The organism is Bradyrhizobium sp. WSM4874 (assembly GCF_055811835.1).
Genome location: NZ_JBVVPR010000241.1, coordinates 1 through 338, shown reverse-complemented (window position 1 = coordinate 338; position 338 = coordinate 1). Strand labels below are relative to the sequence as shown.

Sequence of the window (338 nt, the reverse complement as noted above, 5' to 3'; positions counted from 1 at the left end):
CGACCGCACATAACAGTAACGCAGCGGAAGCGGCGCGCCACGATCACCAGGCGAACCGGCCGCCCCGCCAGCGGCAGATCGGTGAGGCGTCGCTGATATCGGCTATGGATCCGCCCAGAACTGGCTCCGCATCCAGGACAGAGGCTCGTCCCGCTCGTGGGACGGATGGTGATCACGGTCGCGGCGCCGTCACAGACGGCGCTCTCCACGTCAAACCCGCGAGGGACCAGGGCCGACGGACGTAGGGCTCGCTGCATCATGTTGATTCCTTTGTGAAACCAACGCGAGCCGACGCTTGAACTTCATCAGAAATGATGGTGTGGAACGGCCCTTCGAAC

At 63.6% G+C, this 338-nt stretch carries 1 protein-coding gene; it reads right to left on the bottom strand.

The genetic code is table 11. From position 1 onward, the window contains the following. A partial coding sequence (locus tag AC0L3P_RS40205) for a transposase family protein (RefSeq protein WP_473309485.1) occupies positions 1–257 on the bottom strand: 257 nt, incomplete at its 3' end. Positions 258–338: the final 81 nt, after the last annotated feature.